12 protein-coding genes, 2 tRNA genes, 3 rRNA genes and 1 pseudogene are annotated in these 18,100 nt (G+C 58.2%); 13 read left to right on the top strand and 5 right to left on the bottom strand.

The genetic code is table 11. The features are described from left to right. Window positions 1-4 precede the first annotated feature (4 nt). Window positions 5-730 carry a tetratricopeptide repeat protein gene (locus RTW82_RS05605; RefSeq protein WP_316924491.1) on the top strand — a complete coding sequence of 242 codons (726 nt, stop codon included), beginning with the start codon at window positions 5-7 and terminating at the stop codon, window positions 728-730. After that, window positions 730-1,050 carry a YqcC family protein gene (locus RTW82_RS05600; protein ID WP_021219288.1) on the top strand — a complete coding sequence of 107 codons (321 nt, stop codon included), beginning with the start codon at window positions 730-732 and terminating at the stop codon, window positions 1,048-1,050. Before RTW82_RS05605 ends, RTW82_RS05600 begins: the two co-directional genes overlap by 1 nt. A gap of 40 nt (window positions 1,051-1,090) precedes the next feature. Here RTW82_RS05600 and RTW82_RS05595 read toward each other — a convergent pair whose 3' ends face one another. Then, entirely contained in the window at window positions 1,091-1,582 is a 492-nt protein-coding gene (locus tag RTW82_RS05595) for a DUF4124 domain-containing protein (RefSeq protein WP_316924490.1), read from the bottom strand. A 410-nt stretch (window positions 1,583-1,992) separates the two neighbouring features. On the opposite strand from RTW82_RS05595, the gene RTW82_RS05590 reads away from it, so the two are divergent. Together RTW82_RS05590 and ilvN are read left to right on the top strand one after the other, a co-directional pair. After that, window positions 1,993-3,717, top strand: a complete 1,725-nt coding sequence (locus RTW82_RS05590) for an acetolactate synthase 3 large subunit (RefSeq protein WP_043244472.1) — start codon at window positions 1,993-1,995, stop codon at window positions 3,715-3,717. Window positions 3,718-3,719: 2 nt separating this feature from the next. Further along, entirely contained in the window at window positions 3,720-4,211 is a 492-nt protein-coding gene (ilvN, locus tag RTW82_RS05585; RefSeq protein WP_021219285.1) for an acetolactate synthase small subunit, read from the top strand. 55 nt (window positions 4,212-4,266) lie between these two features. Here the strand turns inward: ilvN and ilvY are convergent, their stop codons facing one another. After that, a complete protein-coding gene (gene ilvY / locus RTW82_RS05580; protein WP_021219284.1) occupies window positions 4,267-5,148 on the bottom strand; it encodes an HTH-type transcriptional activator IlvY in 882 nt (293 codons plus the stop codon). Between the two features lie 125 nt (window positions 5,149-5,273). Here ilvY and ilvC point away from each other — a divergent pair, with 125 nt between their 5' ends. The 9 genes from ilvC to rrf all read left to right on the top strand — a co-directional run bounded on the left by ilvC (window position 5,274) and on the right by rrf (window position 14,679). After that, window positions 5,274-6,290 (top strand): ketol-acid reductoisomerase, encoded by a 1,017-nt coding sequence (gene ilvC / locus RTW82_RS05575; protein ID WP_021219283.1) that lies wholly within the window; start codon window positions 5,274-5,276, stop codon window positions 6,288-6,290. A 154-nt stretch (window positions 6,291-6,444) separates the two neighbouring features. After that, entirely contained in the window at window positions 6,445-7,260 is an 816-nt protein-coding gene (gene pssA, locus RTW82_RS05570) for a CDP-diacylglycerol--serine O-phosphatidyltransferase (RefSeq protein ID WP_271659044.1), read from the top strand. Window positions 7,261-7,321: 61 nt separating this feature from the next. Then, window positions 7,322-8,326 (top strand): protein-methionine-sulfoxide reductase catalytic subunit MsrP, encoded by a 1,005-nt coding sequence (msrP, locus tag RTW82_RS05565; RefSeq protein ID WP_043244425.1) that lies wholly within the window; start codon window positions 7,322-7,324, stop codon window positions 8,324-8,326. Continuing rightward, a complete protein-coding gene (gene msrQ / locus RTW82_RS05560) occupies window positions 8,326-8,952 on the top strand; it encodes a protein-methionine-sulfoxide reductase heme-binding subunit MsrQ (protein ID WP_316924489.1) in 627 nt (208 codons plus the stop codon). The genes msrP and msrQ overlap by 1 nt, the downstream gene beginning before the upstream one ends. Window positions 8,953-9,493: 541 nt before the next feature. Continuing rightward, window positions 9,494-11,030: ribosomal RNA gene (locus tag RTW82_RS05555) — 16S ribosomal RNA — on the top strand. A 95-nt stretch (window positions 11,031-11,125) separates the two neighbouring features. Next, window positions 11,126-11,202: transfer RNA gene (locus RTW82_RS05550), tRNA-Ile, on the top strand. Between the two features lie 27 nt (window positions 11,203-11,229). Next, window positions 11,230-11,305: transfer RNA gene (locus RTW82_RS05545), tRNA-Ala, on the top strand. 235 nt (window positions 11,306-11,540) lie between these two features. Then, a 23S ribosomal RNA gene (locus tag RTW82_RS05540) occupies window positions 11,541-14,432 on the top strand. Window positions 14,433-14,563: 131 nt separating this feature from the next. Then, window positions 14,564-14,679: ribosomal RNA gene (gene rrf, locus RTW82_RS05535) — 5S ribosomal RNA — on the top strand. Together the 16S, 23S and 5S rRNA genes with 2 tRNA genes alongside form the textbook arrangement of a ribosomal RNA operon. Before the next feature lie 366 nt (window positions 14,680-15,045). Here rrf and RTW82_RS05530 read toward each other — a convergent pair. The 3 genes and pseudogenes from RTW82_RS05530 to RTW82_RS05520 all read right to left on the bottom strand — a co-directional run. Further along, a pseudogene (locus tag RTW82_RS05530) lies at window positions 15,046-15,189 on the bottom strand (6-pyruvoyl trahydropterin synthase family protein); the annotation flags it as partial. A 153-nt stretch (window positions 15,190-15,342) separates the two neighbouring features. Further along, a complete protein-coding gene (gene gspD / locus RTW82_RS05525) occupies window positions 15,343-17,280 on the bottom strand; it encodes a type II secretion system secretin GspD (RefSeq protein WP_158480972.1) in 1,938 nt (645 codons plus the stop codon). Window positions 17,281-17,293: 13 nt separating this feature from the next. Continuing rightward, window positions 17,294-17,965, bottom strand: coding sequence for a type II secretion system protein N (locus tag RTW82_RS05520; protein WP_316924488.1), 672 nt, complete (start codon window positions 17,963-17,965; stop codon window positions 17,294-17,296). Between the last annotated feature and the right edge of the window lie 135 nt (window positions 17,966-18,100).

The following is an 18,100-nucleotide window of genomic DNA, read 5'->3' as shown; positions in this document are numbered from 1 at the left end:
TGATGTGAATAAAGGGTGGATTCCTGCCTTGACCGTTGCGGTCATGCTGACCGGTTGTGCGACTCCTCAGCGAAGTGCCATCCCGGTGGTCGACTCCGGTGGCCCGATGTCCGAACAGGAAGAAGGCTCCGGCGGCTACCGCGCCCCGGTCGCGGCCCAGCAGCCTCAATACGATTCCCAGGATTCCGGTGTGGTGGTGATGGTGCCGGGTGCCAGCGGCAGTTCCGCCCAGGCGATGCCGGCGCCGAGCGCGCCCATCAGCGGCTCGATCAGTTCCGGCCCCATCACGCCCGGCCCGATCACCCCGGGACCTTCGAGCTCCGCACCGATCTCCACTGGCAGCTACAGCATGCCTTCCGCGCCGAGCGGCATTCCCAGCGGCGGCAGCCTTGCCGCTGACGAGCAGCTGGACGGCCCCGTGCTGGCGCTACTGACCACCGCCCAGCAGCAACAGGGCGGTGGCGATCTCAATGGTGCGTCCTCCAGTCTGGAGCGTGCCCAGCGCATCGCCCCGCGCGAGCCGCAGGTGCTTTATCGCCTCGCTGAAGTGCGCCTGGCCCAGGGCGATGCCGCCCAGGCCGAGCAGCTTGCTCGTCGTGGCTTGAGCCTTTCCAATGGCCGCCCGGCGTTGCAGGCGAGTTTGTGGGAGTTGGTCGCCAAATCCCGCGAGCGCCAGGGCGACCCGTCCGGTGCCGCCCAGGCCCGTCAGCGCGCCAAGGTCAGCTCCTGATGGATCCGCGCCTCTCCGAGGTGGCTGAGCAGTTGCTGCTGATCGAGCGCGAACTGCGCGTGCTCGGTTGGTGGGCGGACGCCGCGCCCAGCGCAGAAGCGCTTTCCAGCCCGGAGCCGTTTTGCGTCGATACGCTGGCGTTCGAAGAGTGGTTGCAGTGGATCTTCCTGCCGAAGATGAAAATCATCTTGGAATCCGGGGCTGATCTGCCCCAGGCGTCGGGGATTCGCCCGATGGCCGAGATGGCCTTCCGTGAGCGTCCGGTGGAGGTGCGAGCCTTGCTGGAGTCGCTCGGGGAGTTCGATCGGTTGATCGGTTGAGACATGAATGCGGCGCCGAGAGGCGCCGCAGTTCTATGGGTCAGTTGCAGTTCTCGTCTATCGACTTCTTGGTTTCTGCCATCTTGGCCTGACGTTCTTCTTCGCCCAGGAAACGCAGCTGACCGTTCTCTTCCACGCGCACGCGCGGGTTGTTCTGCAGCTGCGCGAGGTTGGTGCGCATGGTGTCGCAGTACTTCTTGCGCTCGGCTTCCTGCTTGGCGACGTCGCTTTTCACCTTCTCGTCCAGCGCCTTCTGCTGCTCATCGCTGCTGGCCTTGCCAGGTTTGGCGGGCGCTGGCGTAGCGGCCTTTTCCTCGGTCTTGGGCTGGACGGGGTAGGGGTTCTCGAACGTGGGTTTGACTTCCTTGGACTGCGCGGCGCCGGTGCTGACCGACGTGGCATCCTGCCCTTGGGGCGGCTGCGCGCCGAAGTGGGTTACACCTTGCGCGTCCACCCATTTGTAGACCTGGCTGGCCATGACAGAACCGCTCAGGGCGAGCAGCAGGCTGCCTGTGAGAATGATGCGACGCATGTTGTTTCCTTGTGATCGACTCGAGACCTGGCAATTACTATAACCAAAACCCGCCTATCGTCATGCTGCTACGTGTCACAGGCTTGTGATGCAAGAAACACTGATGGATTACTTGACTTGTCGCACGCTTATCCGAAGAATCCGTGGTTCGCTGTTTCAGTGGGCCGGCCGCAAGTCGGTAGCTGCCGCAGTCGATGAGGTGCATACCCGCGCCGACCTGTTACACCCGCAACGCGTTACCTCGCGCTGGGTGGGAAAGTCCCGCAACAACTCTCAGGGGCCGACCCGATGCTTGCTCAGTCAGTAGCTGATGGAGTTCGACTACCCGTCGTGCACGTCACTGCTTGCAAGCAAACCTATTTCAGGCCGTCCGGTGCGGGCGGTTTACTGGCGTTTTAGAGGTGAACAACGTGGAGCTTTTATCTGGCGCTGAAATGGTCGTCCGCTCGTTGCGTGACGAAGGCGTTAAGTACATCTACGGGTACCCGGGTGGTGCCCTCCTGCATATCTACGATGCCCTGTTCAAGGAAAGTGACGTCACCCATATCCTGGTGCGCCATGAGCAGGCTGCTACCCATATGGCCGACGGCTATGCCCGCGCTACCGGCAAGCCCGGCGTGGTGCTGGTGACGTCCGGCCCCGGTGCGACGAACGCCATCACCGGCATCGCCACCGCCTATATGGACTCCATCCCGATGGTCGTGCTGTCCGGTCAGGTGCCGAGCGGCATGGTAGGCACCGATGCCTTCCAGGAAACCGACATGGTCGGTATCTCCCGTCCGATCGTGAAGCACAGCTTCATCATCAAGCATCCTTCGGAAATCCCCGAAGTGATCAAGAAGGCCTTCTATCTCGCCCAGTCCGGCCGTCCTGGCCCGGTCGTGGTCGATATTCCGAAGGACATGGGCGATCCGACCCAGAAGTTCGAATACAGCTACCCGAAGAAGGTCAAGCTACGCTCGTACAGCCCTGCCGTTCGTGGCCATTCCGGCCAGATCCGCAAGGCGGCCGAGATGCTGCTGGCTGCCAAACGTCCGATCCTGTACGCCGGTGGCGGCGTGATCATGGGCGGCGCTTCCGAGCCTCTGACCGAACTGGCGAAGATGCTCAACCTCCCGGTGACCAACACCCTGATGGGCCTCGGCGCCTACCCGGGCATGGATCGCCAGTTCGTTGGCATGCTCGGCATGCACGGCAGCTACACCGCCAACCTGGCGATGCACCACGCTGACGTGATCCTGGCTGTCGGCGCGCGTTTCGATGACCGTGTGATCAACGGCGCGAGCAAGTTCTGCCCGAACGCCAAGATCATCCACATCGACATCGACCCGGCTTCGATCTCCAAGACCATCAAGGCCGATATCCCGATCGTGGGGCCGGTGGACAGCGTCCTCACCGAGATGGTCGCCATCCTCAAGGAAATTGGCGAGACCCCGAACAAGGAGACCGTCGCCAGCTGGTGGAAGCAGATCGAAGAGTGGCGCGGTGACCGCGGCCTGTTCCCCTATGAAATGGGCGACGGCAGCATCATCAAGCCGCAGACCGTCATCGAGACCCTGTGCGATGTCACCAAGGGTGATGCCTATGTGGCGTCCGACGTGGGCCAGCACCAGATGTTCGCGGCGCAGTACTACCGCTTCAACAAGCCCAATCGCTGGATCAACTCCGGTGGCCTCGGCACCATGGGCTTCGGCTTCCCGGCGGCGATGGGCGTGAAGCTCAACTTCCCGGATGCCGATGTGGCGTGCGTGACCGGTGAAGGCAGCATCCAGATGAACATCCAGGAACTGTCCACCTGCCTGCAGTACGACCTGCCGGTGAAGATCATTAACCTCAACAACGGTGCCTTGGGCATGGTCCGCCAGTGGCAGGACATGCAGTACAACAGCCGTTACTCGCACTCCTACATGGAGTCGCTGCCGGACTTCGTCAAGCTGGTTGAAGCCTATGGCCACGTTGGCATGCGCATCACCGACCTGAAGGATCTGAAGCCGAAGATGGAAGAAGCGTTCGCGCTGAAGAATCGCCTGGTGTTCCTCGATATCCAGGTCGATCCGAGCGAACACGTCTACCCGATGCAGATCCGGGATGGCGCCATGCGCGATATGTGGCTGAGCAAGACGGAGCGGACCTGAACATGCGACACATCATTTCCCTGCTGCTGGAGAACGAACCCGGTGCGCTGTCCCGTGTCGTCGGCCTGTTCTCCCAACGCAACTACAACATCGAAAGCCTGACCGTAGCGCCCACCGAGGATCCGACCCTGTCGCGTCTGACGCTGACCACCGTTGGCCAGGACGATGTGATCGAGCAGATCACCAAGAACCTCAACAAGCTGATCGAAGTGGTCAAGCTGGTGGACCTGTCGGAGAGCGCTCACATCGAGCGCGAGCTGATGCTGGTAAAAGTGAAGGCTACTGGCGCCCAGCGCGCCGAGGTCAAGCGCACCACCGACATCTTCCGCGGGCAGATCGTCGATGTGACCAGTAGCGTCTACACCATCCAGCTGGCCGGTACGTCCGACAAGCTGGACAGCTTCATCCAGGCGATCGGCACCGCGTCGATCCTCGAGACCGTGCGCAGTGGCGTTACCGGCATTGCCCGTGGGGACAAGGTGCTGAGCATCTGATCGCCATGCTGTGTTGAAGAGCCCCGCCTTGTGCGGGGTTTTTTATTGCTCGGATTTACTGGCGACGATTCCAGAAGGCGGCGATTAGCGGATCCTTGAGGCGTTTTTCCAGGGCGAACAGGCCGATGTCGTAGGCGGTCAATGGAGGCTGGATGTCGTAGATGCGGATGCGCTCGGTCAGCGGGCTGTTGTCGAGCACGATCTGCGGAACCACGCCGATGCCGAACCCCAGGCTCACCATGCTGACGATGGCTTCGTTCCCCGCCACCTGGGCGTAGATACGCGGCTTGATGCTGTGGCTTTTCAGCCAGCGCTCGGTGCGCGTTCGGGCCAGGCCTTCTTCCGAGAGAATCATCGGCACGTCCTTCCAGCTTTGCGCTGTGGGCTGCCTCAGCTGTTCCTCGCTCAGTAACTGAGGTGACTGTGGTCCGATGAAGCGCAGCTCCGAACGGGTGATTGACTGGAAGTCGATGCCGGCTGGCAGGTTGTCGGGCCGGGCGCCGATGGAGAGGTCCTCCAGCCCCTGTTGTACCCGCTCGACCGCCTTGGCGGGGTCGCCGGTGTGCAGCTTCATTTCGATGCGAGGGTAGTCCTGGCGGAAGCTGCTGAGGATGTCGTAGAGGAAGCTGTAGCTTGCCGTCACCGAGCAATACAGGGAGAGCTCGCCGTGCAGGTCCACCTGGTCCTGCATGAACCGCTGGCGGATGGCGTGCCAGCCGCTCATGACCTCGCTGGCATACTCGCGGAACTGCTGCCCCTCTCGGGTCAGCTGGACCGAACGGTTGTCGCGTACGAACAGGGGCGCGCCGACTTCGTCTTCGAGCTGCTTGATGCTTCGGCTGAGTGCAGAGGGGCTGACATGCTGTTCGCGGCTGGTTTTGCCGAAGTGCAGGTTATCTGCCAGGGAAAGGAAGAGCCTGAGCGAGTGGTTGTCCATGAGTGTTTCATTTACAGGCACATGACGTTGCGAATATATCATTTTACGCAACGGGTCCGATCGCTTAATGTGCCTCTGTCGCGGTGCGCGCACCCCATCCCTTTCGTTTTAGAAGAGTCATGAACATGAAAGTTTATTACGACAAAGACTGTGACCTCTCGATCATCCAGGGCAAGAAAGTAGCCATCATCGGTTACGGCTCCCAGGGTCATGCTCATGCCTGCAACCTGAAAGACTCCGGTGTCGACGTAACCGTCGGCCTGCGCCCGGGCTCCGCCACCGTCGCCAAGGCTCAAGCCCATGGCCTGACCGTGAAGAGCGTGCCGGAAGCCGTTGCCGCCGCTGACCTGGTCATGATCCTGACCCCCGACGAATTCCAGTCCAAGCTGTACAAGGACGAAGTCGAGCCGAACCTGAAGAAAGGCGCCACCCTGGCTTTCGCCCACGGCTTCGCCATCCACTACAACCAGGTCGTCCCGCGTGCCGACCTCGACGTGATCATGATCGCGCCGAAGGCTCCGGGCCACACCGTACGCTCCGAGTTCGTCAAGGGCGGCGGCATCCCTGACCTGGTCGCCATCTACCAGGACGCTTCTGGCAATGCCAAGAACGTTGCCCTGTCCTACGCCTGCGGCGTTGGCGGCGGCCGTACCGGCATCATCGAAACCACCTTCAAGGACGAGACCGAAACCGACCTGTTCGGTGAGCAAGCCGTTCTCTGCGGCGGTTGCGTCGAGCTGGTGAAAGCCGGTTTCGAAACCCTGGTCGAAGCTGGCTACGCGCCGGAAATGGCCTACTTCGAATGCCTGCACGAGCTGAAGCTGATCGTTGACCTCATGTACGAAGGCGGCATTGCCAACATGAACTACTCGATCTCCAACAACGCCGAATACGGCGAGTACGTGACCGGTCCGGAAGTCATCAACGCCGAATCCCGTCAGGCCATGCGCAACGCTCTGAAGCGCATCCAGGACGGCGAATACGCCAAGATGTTCATTCAGGAAGGTGCTTCGAACTACGCGTCGATGACCGCCTACCGCCGCAACAACGCTGCTCACCCGATCGAGCAGGTTGGTGAGCGTCTGCGTGCGATGATGCCGTGGATCTCCGCCAACAAGATCGTCGACAAGACCAAGAACTAAGGTCTCGCGCGGTTGAAGAAGAAACGCGGCTACGGCCGCGTTTTTTCATGGTGCTCCCGCTTCTGGTATAAAGCCTGATTACCGGGCACGTGACGCGAACCAGCCTGTTGCATCCCGGTCAAATTCATTCGCATACCTCGCAAGGATGTTGTTCATGAGTGACCGTCCCGAAGAGCCGAACGAGGCTCCCGACGCCGAAAGCCTGCTGCCGATCGACGAGCATGTCGAAGAGGGGCACGATGATGAGGGTCGCAAGGTCCGTCATCGCGGCATCTATCTGCTGCCCAACCTGTTCACGACTGCCAACCTGTTCGCCGGCTTCTACGCGATCATCAACGCCATGAACGGAAACTTCTCCGTCGCGGCTGCCACCATCTTCGTTGCCATGGTGCTCGATAGTCTCGATGGGCGGGTTGCGCGCCTGACCAACACCCAGAGTGCATTCGGCGCCGAGTACGACTCGCTCTCGGACATGGTCGCCTTCGGCGTCGCACCCGCGCTGTTGGCATTCGAATGGGCACTGAGTGGGCTCAACAGCGTTGGCCTGACGGTTGCCTTCATCTATGTGGCAGGTGCGGCTCTGCGCCTCGCGCGCTTCAACACCCAGATCGGCAAGGCCGACAAGCGCTACTTCATTGGTTTGGCCAGCCCGGCCGCTGCCGGTGTTGTTGCTGGTACGGTGTGGGCGTTCAGCGACTTCGGTATCAAGGGCTCGAACATGTCCTTCATCGTCGCCCTGCTGGTAGCGGCTGCCGGCATGCTGATGGTCAGCAACGTCAAGTACTACAGCTTCAAGGACCTTGACCTGAAGGGGCGCGTCCCGTTCGTGGCCATCCTGGTGGTGGTGCTGGCTTTCGCCGTGGTGTTCAGCGATCCACCGCGCATCCTGCTGCTGATCTTCCTTGCTTACGCAGCCTCCGGCCCAGTGCAATACTTGCTGCAACTGCGTCGCCGCAAGCGCGTCGAGTGATGTAATTTCCTCCCGGCTCCGCAGTCTACTGGGCAACCCATGCCGTAACTGTGGAGCCGTCATGCTGATCAGAACTCCCGCCGCGTCTTCCTCCCGTGAAGATGAAGTGACCCCCGAATCCATCTACCTCTCGCGTCGCGCCTTCATGGCGGGAGTGGGGGCTGCCGCCGCACTTTCTTCCCTTCCTGGTCAGGCCGCCGAGGCAGCAGCCTATGCCGATGTCGAGCCGGCTAACGCGCCTGCCTGGTTCTCGGGCAAGTTGCAGGATGCCCGTTGGCAGGCGATCACCGCCGGGAACGAGGCGGTGACGCCCTTCAAGGATGCCACCCACTACAACAACTTCTACGAGTTCGGCACCAACAAGGGTGACCCTGCCCGCTACGCAGACAAGCTCAGCGTCGAACCCTGGCAGGTGAAGATCGATGGTGAAGTGGGTAAACCAGGCGCTTACTCGCTTGAAGACCTGCTGAAGCCTCATCGACTCGAAGAGCGCATCTACCGGCTGCGCTGCGTGGAGGGGTGGTCGATGGTCATCCCCTGGTTGGGCTTCCCGCTGGCGGATCTTTTGCAATTGGTGGAGCCCAACGGGAATGCGAAGTTCGTGCGTTTCGAGACACGACTGGCTCCTGATGAGATGGCCGGCGTTCGTTCGGGCTTCTCGTTGATCGATTGGCCTTATATAGAAGGGCTGCGTTTGGATGAGGCGATGCATCCGCTCACGCTGCTGGCTGTTGGCATGTATGGACGTGTGCTGCCTAACCAGAATGGGGCACCGTTGCGTTTGGTGGTGCCGTGGAAGTATGGCTTCAAGAGCATCAAATCCATTGTGCGCATCAGCCTGGTGGCCGAGCAGCCGAAGACGACCTGGGAGGCTATTGCGCCCAACGAGTACGGCTTCTATTCCAATGTGAATCCTGAAGTGGATCATCCACGTTGGAGCCAGGCTCATGAGCGGCGTCTTCCCAGTGGCTTGTTCAGCCCTAACGTGATTCCGACGCGGATGTTCAATGGCTATGACGAAGTGGCCACTCTCTATGGCGGCCTAGATCTGCGGAAGTACTACTGATGCGCTATCGACTGTGGCGCGTGGCGGTTTTCCTGGCGGCGTTGGTTCCTCCTTCTCTGTGGGTGTATCAGGCCTGGATCTTTGACCTGGGCCCGGACCCGGGGAAGACGCTTGTCGATCGGCTTGGGCTCGGCGCGCTTTGGCTCCTGCTCATCACGCTTGGGATGACGCCCCTGCAAAAGCTGACGGGGTGGGGCGGCTGGATCGCCGTTCGCCGTCAGTTGGGGCTTTGGTGCTTCACCTATGTGGTACTCCATATAAGTGCCTACGCGGTTTTCCTGCTGGGTTTGGATCTGGGCCAGTTGGCGAAAGACCTGAGTAAGCGGCCTTACATCATCGTGGGCGCACTGGCCTTCTTCATGCTTCTTGTCCTGGCGGCAACGTCGAACCGGTTCAGCATTCGGAAGCTCGGTAGGCGCTGGAAGCAGCTGCATCGGCTCGTCTACCTCATTCTCGGGCTGGCCTTGTTGCATATGCTTTGGGTGGTGCGTGCGGATATGGCGGAGTGGGCGGGCTATGCCATTGCCGGGAGCGCGCTTCTTGTGCTGCGTCTGTCGGTAATCTCCCGGAGGCTCAAGCGGCCAGTTCCGGGGCCTGTAGAGAAGATGACGAAAAGATTTCAATAAAGTGTTGACGTGCCGTTTCTGATCCCTATAATGCGCACCACTTCCACAGCAGAAGCCAAGAAAAACCTCTTGTAAATCAAAAGGTTAAGTAATGGTAGAGTGATTTGATCTAGGTCGAATCGATGCAGTGGAGGGGTGGTGCCAGGTTGGGTTTTGGTGTCGCCAGCCTCTTCCGGATGAGTTCGAAAGAAGCTGAAAAAGAGGTGTTGACAGCGAGTTGAAACGCTGTAGAATTCGCCTCCCGCTGATGTGAAGCGAAAGATTCGCGGAAAGCGCAAGTCGTTGAGTAGAAAGAAAAAATTCTTCGAAAAACAGCTTGACAGATAGAAAGGCTGCTGTAGAATGCGCGGCCTCGGTTGAGACGAAAGACTTAATCGAAATTGCTCTTTAACAATTTGAATCAAGCAATTCGTGTGGGTGCTTGTGATGTAAGACTGGTAGTCGACTGATTATCAGCAACACAAGTAACACTCGTGAATTCGAGAGTTTATTTGCGATTGCTGAGCCAAGTTTAGGGTTTTCTCAAAACCCAAGCAGTATTGAACTGAAGAGTTTGATCATGGCTCAGATTGAACGCTGGCGGCAGGCCTAACACATGCAAGTCGAGCGGATGAGTGGAGCTTGCTCCATGATTCAGCGGCGGACGGGTGAGTAACGCCTAGGAATCTGCCTGGTAGTGGGGGACAACGTTTCGAAAGGAACGCTAATACCGCATACGTCCTACGGGAGAAAGCAGGGGACCTTCGGGCCTTGCGCTATCAGATGAGCCTAGGTCGGATTAGCTAGTTGGTGAGGTAAAGGCTCACCAAGGCGACGATCCGTAACTGGTCTGAGAGGATGATCAGTCACACTGGAACTGAGACACGGTCCAGACTCCTACGGGAGGCAGCAGTGGGGAATATTGGACAATGGGCGAAAGCCTGATCCAGCCATGCCGCGTGTGTGAAGAAGGTCTTCGGATTGTAAAGCACTTTAAGTTGGGAGGAAGGGCAGTAAGTTAATACCTTGCTGTTTTGACGTTACCGACAGAATAAGCACCGGCTAACTTCGTGCCAGCAGCCGCGGTAATACGAAGGGTGCAAGCGTTAATCGGAATTACTGGGCGTAAAGCGCGCGTAGGTGGTTCAGCAAGTTGGATGTGAAAGCCCCGGGCTCAACCTGGGAACTGCATCCAAAACTACTGAGCTAGAGTACGGTAGAGGGTGGTGGAATTTCCTGTGTAGCGGTGAAATGCGTAGATATAGGAAGGAACACCAGTGGCGAAGGCGACCACCTGGACTGATACTGACACTGAGGTGCGAAAGCGTGGGGAGCAAACAGGATTAGATACCCTGGTAGTCCACGCCGTAAACGATGTCGACTAGCCGTTGGGATCCTTGAGATCTTAGTGGCGAAGCTAACGCGATAAGTCGACCGCCTGGGGAGTACGGCCGCAAGGTTAAAACTCAAATGAATTGACGGGGGCCCGCACAAGCGGTGGAGCATGTGGTTTAATTCGAAGCAACGCGAAGAACCTTACCTGGCCTTGACATGCTGAGAACTTTCCAGAGATGGATTGGTGCCTTCGGGAACTCAGACACAGGTGCTGCATGGCTGTCGTCAGCTCGTGTCGTGAGATGTTGGGTTAAGTCCCGTAACGAGCGCAACCCTTGTCCTTAGTTACCAGCACGTTATGGTGGGCACTCTAAGGAGACTGCCGGTGACAAACCGGAGGAAGGTGGGGATGACGTCAAGTCATCATGGCCCTTACGGCCAGGGCTACACACGTGCTACAATGGTCGGTACAAAGGGTTGCCAAACCGCGAGGTGGAGCTAATCCCATAAAACCGATCGTAGTCCGGATCGCAGTCTGCAACTCGACTGCGTGAAGTCGGAATCGCTAGTAATCGTGAATCAGAATGTCACGGTGAATACGTTCCCGGGCCTTGTACACACCGCCCGTCACACCATGGGAGTGGGTTGCTCCAGAAGTAGCTAGTCTAACCGCAAGGGGGACGGTTACCACGGAGTGATTCATGACTGGGGTGAAGTCGTAACAAGGTAGCCGTAGGGGAACCTGCGGCTGGATCACCTCCTTAATCGAAGACATCAGCTTCTTCATAAGCTCCCACACGAATTGCTTGATTCACTTGCGAAAAGCGATTGGGTTGTTAGACCCGAGAGTAAGACGATTGGGTCTGTAGCTCAGTTGGTTAGAGCGCACCCCTGATAAGGGTGAGGTCGGCAGTTCGAATCTGCCCAGACCCACCAATTGTCATGGGCGTGGCAGGTCTTCGAGGGGCCATAGCTCAGCTGGGAGAGCGCCTGCTTTGCACGCAGGAGGTCAGGAGTTCGATCCTCCTTGGCTCCACCATCCACTCTGATAATCGCTGAAAGCTCAGAAATGAGTGCCTTGAGAATGGCATTGATTTCTGGTCTTTGCGCCAGAACTGTTCTTTAAAAATTTGGGTATGTGATAGAAGTAGACTGAATAATCTCTTTCACTGGTGATTATTCAAGTCAAGGTAAAATTTGCGAGTTCAAGCGCGAATTTTCGGCGAATGTCGTCTTCACGTTAGAGACAATAACCAGATTGCTTGGGGTTATATGGTCAAGTGAAGAAGCGCATACGGTGGATGCCTTGGCAGTCAGAGGCGATGAAAGACGTGGTAGCCTGCGATAAGCTTCGGGGAGTCGGCAAACAGACTTTGATCCGGAGATCTCTGAATGGGGGAACCCAGCCATCATAAGATGGTTATCTTGTACTGAATACATAGGTGCAAGAGGCGAACCAGGGGAACTGAAACATCTAAGTACCCTGAGGAAAAGAAATCAACCGAGATTCCCTTAGTAGTGGCGAGCGAACGGGGACTAGCCCTTAAGTGGCTTTGAGATTAGCGGAACGCTCTGGAAAGTGCGGCCATAGTGGGTGATAGCCCTGTACGCGAAAATCTCTTAGTCATGAAATCGAGTAGGACGGGGCACGAGAAACCTTGTCTGAATATGGGGGGACCATCCTCCAAGGCTAAATACTACTGACTGACCGATAGTGAACCAGTACCGTGAGGGAAAGGCGAAAAGAACCCCGGAGAGGGGAGTGAAATAGAACCTGAAACCGTATGCGTACAAGCAGTGGGAGCCCACTTTGTTGGGTGACTGCGTACCTTTTGTATAATGGGTCAGCGACTTATTTTCAGTGGCGAGCTTAACCGAATAGGGGAGGCGTAGCGAAAGCGAGTCTTAATAGGGCGTCTAGTCGCTGGGAATAGACCCGAAACCGGGCGATCTATCCATGGGCAGGTTGAAGGTTAGGTAACACTGACTGGAGGACCGAACCGACTACCGTTGAAAAGTTAGCGGATGACCTGTGGATCGGAGTGAAAGGCTAATCAAGCTCGGAGATAGCTGGTTCTCCTCGAAAGCTATTTAGGTAGCGCCTCATGTATCACTGTAGGGGGTAGAGCACTGTTTCGGCTAGGGGGTCATCCCGACTTACCAAACCGATGCAAACTCCGAATACCTACAAGTGCCGAGCATGGGAGACACACGGCGGGTGCTAACGTCCGTCGTGAAAAGGGAAACAACCCAGACCGTCAGCTAAGGTCCCAAAGTTATGGTTAAGTGGGAAACGATGTGGGAAGGCTTAGACAGCTAGGAGGTTGGCTTAGAAGCAGCCACCCTTTAAAGAAAGCGTAATAGCTCACTAGTCGAGTCGGCCTGCGCGGAAGATGTAACGGGGCTCAAACCATACACCGAAGCTACGGGTATCACGTAAGTGATGCGGTAGAGGAGCGTTCTGTAAGCCTGTGAAGGTGAGTTGAGAAGCTTGCTGGAGGTATCAGAAGTGCGAATGCTGACATGAGTAACGACAATGCGAGTGAAAAACTCGCACGCCGAAAGACCAAGGGTTCCTGCGCAACGTTAATCGACGCAGGGTTAGTCGGTCCCTAAGGCGAGGCTGAAGAGCGTAGTCGATGGGAAACAGGTTAATATTCCTGTACTTCTAGTTACTGCGATGGAGGGACGGAGAAGGCTAGGCCAGCTTGGCGTTGGTTGTCCAAGTTTAAGGTGGTAGGCAGAGTGCTTAGGTAAATCCGGGCGCTTAATGCCGAGAACTGATGACGAGTCGTCTTTTAGACGATGAAGTGGTTGATGCCATGCTTCCAGGAAAAGCTTCTAAGCTTCAGGTAACTAGGAACCGTACCCCAAACCGACACAGGTGGTTGGGTAGAGAATACCAAGGCGCTTGAGAGAACTCGGGTGAAGGAACTAGGCAAAATGGCACCGTAACTTCGGGAGAAGGTGCGCCGGTGAGGGTGAAGGACTTGCTCCGTAAGCCCATGCCGGTCGAAGATACCAGGCCGCTGCGACTGTTTATTAAAAACACAGCACTCTGCAAACACGAAAGTGGACGTATAGGGTGTGACGCCTGCCCGGTGCCGGAAGGTTAATTGATGGGGTTAGCGCAAGCGAAGCTCTTGATCGAAGCCCCGGTAAACGGCGGCCGTAACTATAACGGTCCTAAGGTAGCGAAATTCCTTGTCGGGTAAGTTCCGACCTGCACGAATGGCGTAACGATGGCGGCGCTGTCTCCACCCGAGACTCAGTGAAATTGAAATCGCTGTGAAGATGCAGTGTATCCGCGGCTAGACGGAAAGACCCCGTGAACCTTTACTGTAGCTTTGCACTGGACTTTGAGCCTGCTTGTGTAGGATAGGTGGGAGGCTTTGAAGCGTGGACGCCAGTCTGCGTGGAGCCATCCTTGAAATACCACCCTGGCATGCTTGAGGTTCTAACTCTGGTCCGTTATCCGGATCGAGGACAGTGTATGGTGGGCAGTTTGACTGGGGCGGTCTCCTCCTAAAGAGTAACGGAGGAGTACGAAGGTGCGCTCAGACCGGTCGGAAATCGGTCGTAGAGTATAAAGGCAAAAGCGCGCTTGACTGCGAGACAGACACGTCGAGCAGGTACGAAAGTAGGTCTTAGTGATCCGGTGGTTCTGTATGGAAGGGCCATCGCTCAACGGATAAAAGGTACTCCGGGGATAACAGGCTGATACCGCCCAAGAGTTCATATCGACGGCGGTGTTTGGCACCTCGATGTCGGCTCATCACATCCTGGGGCTGAAGCCGGTCCCAAGGGTATGGCTGTTCGCCATTTAAAGTGGTACGCGAGCTGGGTTTAGAACGTCGTGAGACAGTTCGGTCCCTATCTGCCGTGGACGTTTGAGATTTGAGAGGGGCTGCTCCTAGTACGAGAGGACCGGAGTGGACGAACCTCTGGTGTTCCGGTTGTCACGCCAGTGGCATTGCCGGGTAGCTACGTTCGGAAGAGATAACCGCTGAAAGCATCTAAGCGGGAAACTCGCCTCAAGATGAGATCTCACTGGAGCCTTGAGCTCCCTGAAGGGCCGTCGAAGACTACGACGTTGATAGGTTGGGTGTGTAAGCGCTGTGAGGCGTTGAGCTAACCAATACTAATTGCCCGTGAGGCTTGACCATATAACACCCAAACAATCTGACGATTGTTGTTATAAGGTGAAGTCGACTTAGCCGAAAATTGGCCAGAACTTGCAAAGCCTTATCACATACCCATTCGGGGTCGCGTCCTAGACGATACCCCAACCGAATTGCTTGACGACCATAGAGCGTTGGAACCACCTGATCCCATCCCGAACTCAGTAGTGAAACGATGCATCGCCGATGGTAGTGTGGAGTTTCTCCATGTGAGAGTAGGTCATCGTCAAGCACCTATACCAAACCCCCGATCTTCGCAAGAAGGTCGGGGGTTTGACTTTGCGCGGCAGAAAAGTTGGTGCGGCGATATAAAGCCCTGGCAACGCGGACGGCCCAAGAATGGAGGCCAAGGTGCAATGGCACGGCTTGCCAGGACGACTTGCAGGGGCGACTTCAGTCGCCAAGCAGGCCGAAGGGCTGCTAATCCCACGACCCTCATGTGACTCCTCCCTTCCTGGCTAACCCTGGAAAAGCCCCGGACTGAAGTCCGGGCTACATCCGGTCTACGTCCGACTACACAGGCGATGCAATCGACAGGATCTGCACACAACAAAAAGGCCACCCAAGGGTGGCCTTTTGTATTTGCGCAGGAGAAGAGTCAGTCGCCCCAATACTCGCAACCACTGGTGCAGGTCTCGTGGATGCGCACGCGGCTGAGCTCGGGAAGCAGCGGCTTGAGCTGTTGCCAGATCCATGTGGCGAGCACTTCGCTGGTGGGGTTCTCCAGGCCGGGGATGTCATGCCTTGGCTGCCGGCGCGCCCAGGTCCAGGCTCGGTTCCCATGCGCTTGCGCGAAGCCCTTATACCCCTGCCGGCACTCCGGCATGCCGAAGAGCCTCAGCGGCTGCCCAACAAAAAGCCACCCGCAGGTGGCTTTATGAACCGTCAATCCCTGCTACTGCGGCGGTAGTGGTACGGATTTGATCTTCAGCTCCTTCTCCGCGCTGTTGACGCGTTCCGGCAGCGTGGGCACACCCTTGGCGATGTCCTGGTCGGCGTAGCGCAGTTGGCGTTCCCGGATGAAGTTGTACTTGCCTTCAGTCAGTTGGTCAGCGTGTTCGAAGTCGTTGATGATGGTGGGCTTGATGAACACCATCAGGTTCTTCTTGCTCACTTCCTTGCGGTCACTGCGGAACAGCTGGCCAATGATGGGGATCTTGCCGAGGAAGGGCACCTTGTCGCCCGAGTCCCGTACCTCATCCGAGATGAGCCCGCCCAGCACCAGGGTCATGTTGTCCTTGATCAGTACCCGCGTTTCCACCGAGCGCTTGTTGGTCACGATGTCGGCCGCGCTGGTGTCGTTGGTGACGCTGGAGATCTCCTGGTAGACGTTCAGGGTCACCGAGTCTCCCTCGTTGATCTGCGGCTTGATCTTCAGGGTGATACCCACGTCCTGGCGCTCGATGGTCTGGAACGGGTTGGTGGACGGGTTCGAAGCGCTGGTCGAGCTCCCGGTAACGAAGGGCACGTTCTGGCCGACCACGATCTTGCCTTCCTCGTTGTCGAGGGTGACCAGGTTGGGCGTCGACAGGATGTTCATCGAGTCATCGGTGGACAGCGTGCGAATCAGCGCCCTCAGCGAACCGTTGCTGTAGAAGCCCAGGCTCAGACCGGCATCCAGCTTGGGAGGCGTGCCACCGGGGAAGGTATCGACCGTATTGCCCTTGAGCGAAGACTTGAAGCCGCCGTAGAAACCGTCACCGCCGATGGCGCCATCCGAGGTCTTCCACTGCACGCCCAGTTCGTTGACCTTGCTGTCCGAGACCTCGACGATCACCGCCTCCACCAGCACCTGCGCGCGGCGTATATCCAGGCGCTGCACCACGCCTTCCACGGTCTTCATGATCGCCGGCGGCGCACTGATCACCAGGGCATTGGTGGTGTCGTTGGCCTGGATGGAAATCTCCGCCCCGCTGATGCCCACATCCTTGTCCTGCTTCTGCAGGCTGGTGGCTACGTTCTGCAGGATCTGCGCGACTTCCGACGCCTTCAGGTAATGCAGGTAGATCACCTGGGTGTCGCGGATGATGTTCCCCGGGCGATCCAGATTGGCCAGCACATCGCGCAACTGCTGGCGTTTGCTCGGGTCACCGGAGATCAGGATGCTGTTGGTGCGCTCGTCCACCGAGACGCTCATCTTGCTCGAACCCTCGGCGCCGCCACCCTGGGGCACCAGGGTGCCAAGCATGCTGGACAGCTCCTTGGCATTGGCGAACTTCAGCGGGATCACATCGATCTCGAACTGCCCGGCGCGGTCGATCTCCGAGATCAGCTTCAGCAGCTGGCTGATGTTCGACGCCCGGTCGGAAATGATCAGCGCATTGCTATCGGGGTACGCCGCCAGGTGCCCCACCTGCGGCACCATCGGCCGCAGGATGTTCACCAGCTGTGTCGCCGGCACGTGCTGCGTGCGGATCACCCGCACCACCTGCTGGTCATCGTTCAGCTTGTCGTCGTCCACCAGCGGTACGCCGCTCTGCTTGGCGTTCGCGTCGGGAATCACCTTCACCGCGCTGTCCGACTCGATGGCCGAGAAACCGTGCACCTGCAGCACCGAGAGGAACACCCGGTAGGCCTCTTCCGGCTTCATCGACTCGTTGGAAATGACCGTCACCTTGCCGGTCACCCGTGGGTCGATGATGAAGTTCTTGCCGGTCGTCTTGGCGATCCACTCGATGAAGGAGCGGATGTTGGTGTCCTGCATGTTGATCTTCACATCGCTGGACGCCGCAGGCGCCTCGGCCGCTACCGGTTTTTCATCGGCGTGGGCAAGGGTGAAGGGGAAGAGCAGGCACAGGCTGAGCAATAGGCACGACGGGGCTCTGGTGGACACTTCCATTACTCGACTACTTGTTCTGCGCGAGTTTGCGCTGAATGTATTGCTGATAAGCGGTGGGCACACCCTGGCTCGCAGGTACCGGCTCCGCCACGGCGGGCAGCGAGCTGGCCAGGGTGTCGGTCACCGGTTCGATGTTCTGGGCAACGGGCATGGGCATCGGGCTTTCCGGGGCGGGGCTGGCCCCCGGTATATCGCCATAGCCGCGGAAGGTGATCTGTTCCAGCTTGCCGTTGCGCTTCAGCGTGATCCGGTGGCTCTCGATGCGCTGCACGGCAATGCCGGGGCGGACTTCCTCCCCGGGCTTGAGAATGAGGGTGCGATCACCGTCTTCCAGGATCGCCGTGCTCTGTTCGGCCGGGACCACGAAGAAAATCGCCGAAACCTGCAGATCCAGGTTGCTTTCAGGCAGCTTCTCCAGCGCCTCGGCGGCCACGGATTCGGCATCGGCGCTGGAACCGAACAAACCGAGCAGGCCTTTGCCGAGTTGCGTCGGGCCATCCTGCGGGCCGGGCTCGCTCGCCTCGGTAGGCGCGAGTACAGGCGGTTGCAGGGCAGCTCGAAGCTGCAGGCCTTGCCACACGAGGGCGGCGAGCACGAGGAGGAAGCACAGGGAGAGCGCCGACAGCTTGACTGAGCGAGCGCCCGCGAGCCGGGTCAGCGTGTGGAGGATGGTGGCCATGGACTCTTCCCTGTAATGGCGCGGCAATACTATCGGTTGCCCTAACGGGTGCAAAGCCGGGTCAGGACGGGTGGTGGCACATGATGGCGTTCTTTGATGTCGATCACGTTCCCCACCGTTTATGCCCGTTCGGCA

This window comes from Pseudomonas sp. zfem005 (genome assembly GCF_032621735.1).
Classification (GTDB): Bacteria; Pseudomonadota; Gammaproteobacteria; order Pseudomonadales; family Pseudomonadaceae; genus Metapseudomonas; species Metapseudomonas solani.
The sequence above is the reverse complement of the archived record's forward strand: the minus strand, read 5'-3'. Positions and strand labels throughout refer to the sequence as shown.

Coding starts and splice junctions, on each gene's coding strand:
- RTW82_RS05600 (WP_021219288.1), top strand. CDS start 730: ATGGATCCGCGCCTCTCCGAGGTGGCTGAGCAGTTGCTGCTGATCGAG.
- RTW82_RS05595 (WP_316924490.1), bottom strand. CDS start 1,582: ATGCGTCGCATCATTCTCACAGGCAGCCTGCTGCTCGCCCTGAGCGGT.
- ilvN (WP_021219285.1), top strand. CDS start 3,720: ATGCGACACATCATTTCCCTGCTGCTGGAGAACGAACCCGGTGCGCTG.
- ilvY (WP_021219284.1), bottom strand. CDS start 5,148: ATGGACAACCACTCGCTCAGGCTCTTCCTTTCCCTGGCAGATAACCTG.
- ilvC (WP_021219283.1), top strand. CDS start 5,274: ATGAAAGTTTATTACGACAAAGACTGTGACCTCTCGATCATCCAGGGC.
- pssA (WP_271659044.1), top strand. CDS start 6,445: ATGAGTGACCGTCCCGAAGAGCCGAACGAGGCTCCCGACGCCGAAAGC.
- msrP (WP_043244425.1), top strand. CDS start 7,322: ATGCTGATCAGAACTCCCGCCGCGTCTTCCTCCCGTGAAGATGAAGTG.
- msrQ (WP_316924489.1), top strand. CDS start 8,326: ATGCGCTATCGACTGTGGCGCGTGGCGGTTTTCCTGGCGGCGTTGGTT.
- RTW82_RS05520 (WP_316924488.1), bottom strand. CDS start 17,965: ATGGCCACCATCCTCCACACGCTGACCCGGCTCGCGGGCGCTCGCTCA.